The sequence below is a fragment of the Mesorhizobium sp. genome, assembly GCF_017306585.1.
Lineage (GTDB): Bacteria > Pseudomonadota > Alphaproteobacteria > Rhizobiales > Rhizobiaceae > Mesorhizobium.
The window spans coordinates 1-3,480 of sequence record NZ_JAFKIC010000341.1; the positions used below are offsets into that span (position 1 = coordinate 1).

Annotated in this window: 2 protein-coding genes, 1 tRNA gene and 1 pseudogene; 1 reads left to right on the forward strand and 3 read right to left on the reverse strand. The window is 59.2% G+C overall.

What is annotated here, in order from left to right:
- Nucleotides 1–143: 143 nt before the first annotated feature.
- Nucleotides 144–1,241, reverse strand: a complete 1,098-nt coding sequence (ugpC, locus tag J0I79_RS34400) for a sn-glycerol-3-phosphate ABC transporter ATP-binding protein UgpC (RefSeq protein ID WP_292870445.1) — start codon at nt 1,239–1,241, stop codon at nt 144–146.
- Between the two features lie 258 nt (nt 1,242–1,499).
- Here ugpC and J0I79_RS34405 point away from each other — a divergent pair, with 258 nt between their 5' ends.
- A complete protein-coding gene (locus J0I79_RS34405; RefSeq protein WP_292870448.1) occupies nt 1,500–2,276 on the forward strand; it encodes a DeoR/GlpR family DNA-binding transcription regulator in 777 nt (258 codons plus the stop codon).
- 367 nt (nt 2,277–2,643) lie between these two features.
- On the opposite strand, the pseudogene J0I79_RS34410 reads toward J0I79_RS34405, so the two are convergent.
- A pseudogene (locus J0I79_RS34410) lies at nt 2,644–2,896 on the reverse strand (DUF2274 domain-containing protein).
- 104 nt (nt 2,897–3,000) lie between these two features.
- Nucleotides 3,001–3,077, reverse strand: a tRNA-His gene (locus J0I79_RS34415).
- Between the last annotated feature and the right edge of the window lie 403 nt (nt 3,078–3,480).

Here is a 3,480-nt window from a genome sequence, read left to right on the forward strand (position 1 = left end):
ACCGGCAGCCCGATATCCTTGAAGCCGACGAACGGTATCTTGAGGTCGGCCACCTCGGCGAAGACGCCGCGCGCGTCCGCCACCGTGACATCGTTGTGCGTCAACATGAATATGAAGCGCGACATTGGTCTACCTCCACGCAATCAGGGCCGGGATGCGGCGAGCGAAATGCCCGTTGCCGCGTCGAAAAGATGGAATTTCTGAAGATTGAGCTGGAACGGCATGACCTGGCCGGGCGCAACGGGCACCGGCGCCAGCATCTTGGCCACCACCTCGCGCCCGCCGAACTCCATGATCAGCAGGGATTCGTTGCCCAGCGGCTCGGAGAACTGGATCGGGGCCGAGAAATCCAGTGACCGCAATGGAGCCTGGCCATGGCCGACCGGCACGATGTCGTCGGCCCGAACGCCGAGCGTCAGCTTGGTCCCACTGGCGATCGGCTTGAACCTGCCTTGGTCCAGCGGCAGCACCTCGCCGCCCGGCACTGAGACGCCGCTGTCGACGGCGACGGCATCGATGAAGTTCATCGGCGGCGAGCCGATGAAGCCAGCCACGAAGACGTTGGCCGGGCGGGAGAACACGTCGTCGGGCGTGCCCACCTGCTCGATCAGCCCGTCGCGCATGATGACGATGCGGTCGGCGAGCGTCATCGCCTCAACCTGGTCGTGCGTGACATAGACAATGGTGGTCTGAACCTGGCGGTGCAGGCGCTTGATCTCGGTGCGCATCGTCGTGCGCAGCTTGGCGTCGAGATTGGAGAGCGGTTCATCGAACAGAAAGACATCGGGACGGCGCACCATTGCCCGCCCCATGGCGACGCGCTGGCGTTCGCCGCCGGAAAGTTTGGCCGGCGTCCGATCGAGCTTGTCCGAAAGGTTGAGGATCCGCGCCGCCTCGCCGACCCGGGCCGCAATCTCGGCCTCCGGCATCTTCGTCAGCCTGAGGCCGAACGACATATTCTCCCGAACCGTCATATGCGGGTAGAGCGCATAGTTCTGGAAGACCATAGCGATGTTGCGGTCACGCGGCTTGAGATCGTTCACCACGCGATCGCCGATCGACACAGCGCCGCTCGATATCTCCTCCAGTCCCGCGATCATCCGCAAGGTGGTGGACTTGCCGCAGCCGGAAGGGCCGACAAGAGCGACAAATTCGTTGTGTTTGATGCTGAGATTCAGGCCACGGACGACGCTTACCGCTCCATAGGACTTGGAAACGTTGTTGAATACGACCTCGGCCACGCGTCACCCTCTCGCTTGACGGCTACTCTCACGGCGCCAATGCCCCCAGGCCGCGCCGATCGACGCGAACCGTTACACTGTTATGTATGACTTGCAACATTTTTCTTTCTATTCGCATCAAATTTGTTCGACATGCCACATAAATTGCTAAAAGCACGGTTTTTTGAGCGCACGTCGCGTTGCAGTTGCATCATTTGGACGCTATCTGAGCCAATCGAATGTTTGAACTCGATCAATCGAGTGGATAGCGAGGCAGGCATGAGCAGGCAGAAGGCGTGGCGCAAGGCTGATCGGCATCAGCAGATACTGACGGAGCTTGGTGTCCGCCCGGCCATTCGTGCGTCCGAGATCGCCGAGCGTCTGAACGTGCACGTGCAAACCATCCGCCGCGACCTCGACGAACTGCAAGAGATGGGCAAGATCAACCGGACATATGGCGGCGCGTTTCCCGCCACCATGGGCTTCGAGGCGAGCCTTGCCGAACGCGACCTGCTGCTCGTGGAAGAACGCAGCCGCATCGCCCAGCATGCAGCCTCGATGATTGAGCCCGGCGATGTCGTCATGGTGGACGTCGGCGCGACGACCGCGCACTTTGCCCGGCAGTTGGCGGCACGCGGCTGCGAGGCGCGGGTCATCACCAACAGCTGGAATCTGGCGACGGTTGTCGGAGCTTCATCCAACTTGAAGCTGATTCTGTGCCCAGGAGAGTACTCGCACGGCCAAGGCGGCGTTTCCGGTCCAGAAACAACCGAATTCCTGTCGAACTTCCATGCCGACAAGTTCGTCTTCAGCGCCGGCGGCGTAGCGGATGGAGGCGTTTATGAGGTCGATCCGGACTTCGCATGGGTGAAGAAGGCGATGATCGCCAATGCAAGGAGCCGTATCCTGCTTTGCGACCACCAGAAATTGGGGCGCGCAGCCATGACCCGTGTCTGCGGCTTCGATCTTGTCGATCACTTGGTGACCGATGGCACCGCTGACATCCTGCTCCCAGACGAGATTCGCCACGCCGGGGTAAAAATCCACATCGTTTAAGGAAGCGCCGCCACGCATACATAATCCTGCGGCAGGGACCGGCTGGTGAGCTTGTTCCCGCCAAGACCGCAGGAAAATCGGGCAACTGGGATGAAGCAAGATCCGGGACGTAATTTCGCGTGGATGCCGATCCTTGGCAAACGGACGTTTTGCTCTTCCCTGGGTGGCTCGTGACACGGACATCGGACGGCGACGGAGTTCTCCCCCGAGTTCATCAACAATCTGCACACCATTCACAAATCAAAGCACCACAAGAAATTGGGCCCTCCGCGGGTCGCAGCCAATTGTGCGGCGCAGCGGTCTGCCCTGGTGAAATCAAGAGAGCCCGTTAAGCGCTGCGCTATGCTTTATCGGATGTCGCAGCGGACTACCTTGGCGGATTCTCCAACAAGGCGGTGCGGAGATCACCTTCTTTTCTAGCCTTGGCAAACTCTCGGTCACTTTCAAGAAATCCGAGAAGCATGAACGGGATGAGCTCAGCTACCGTCTCAGACTCGCCATAGGTTTGACGATAGAGCGCCGCGTAATCGTTAGCGCTTGGCTCAGGTGGGCGCTGACGGTTATGATGATCTTCGACGGCGCGCGCGGTCTGGAAGCTTTCCTAGCTTCAGATTGCCCATGAACCGACTCACATTTTGCAGCACAAAATCGCCGAAAGCCGCAATACCGGTGGCCAAAAATGAGAAATTATGCAGTAAATTGAATAACTTACGGGAGATGCCGATGGTACCGTTGGCTGGGATCGAACCAGCGACCTCCGGATCCACAATCCGGCGCTCTAACCAGCTGAGCTACAACGGCACACTTGCCTGAGCAGGGATCAAGGAGAAGCTCGTTCCGCGCTCTGTCGTTCGGCGATGCGTCCTTACGGGCTTATGGATTTTAATTCAAGGCCTTTGGAAAGCAAAGCGCACTTGCCCACATCCGGTTCGGTGTTTCACGGACTTGGAAGGAGACGCCGGGAAGGAAACGCCGGACAAAGAAAAGGCCGGCGGGAGGAGGTGCCGGCCTTTTCCTGTTACGAGCCAGCGGGAGGAGGAGCTGGCTGGTCACCCCGGAGGTGGAGGGAGGAGGTTCCACCCGCCGGGTATTCGTTCGACCGTCAATATCTCACATCTATTTGTCTGATAAAATGCGACGTTTCGTTGCATCCGCAGACGATGCACAGATATCAGGCAGCCTTGACTTCCTTGATCGCCTTCTC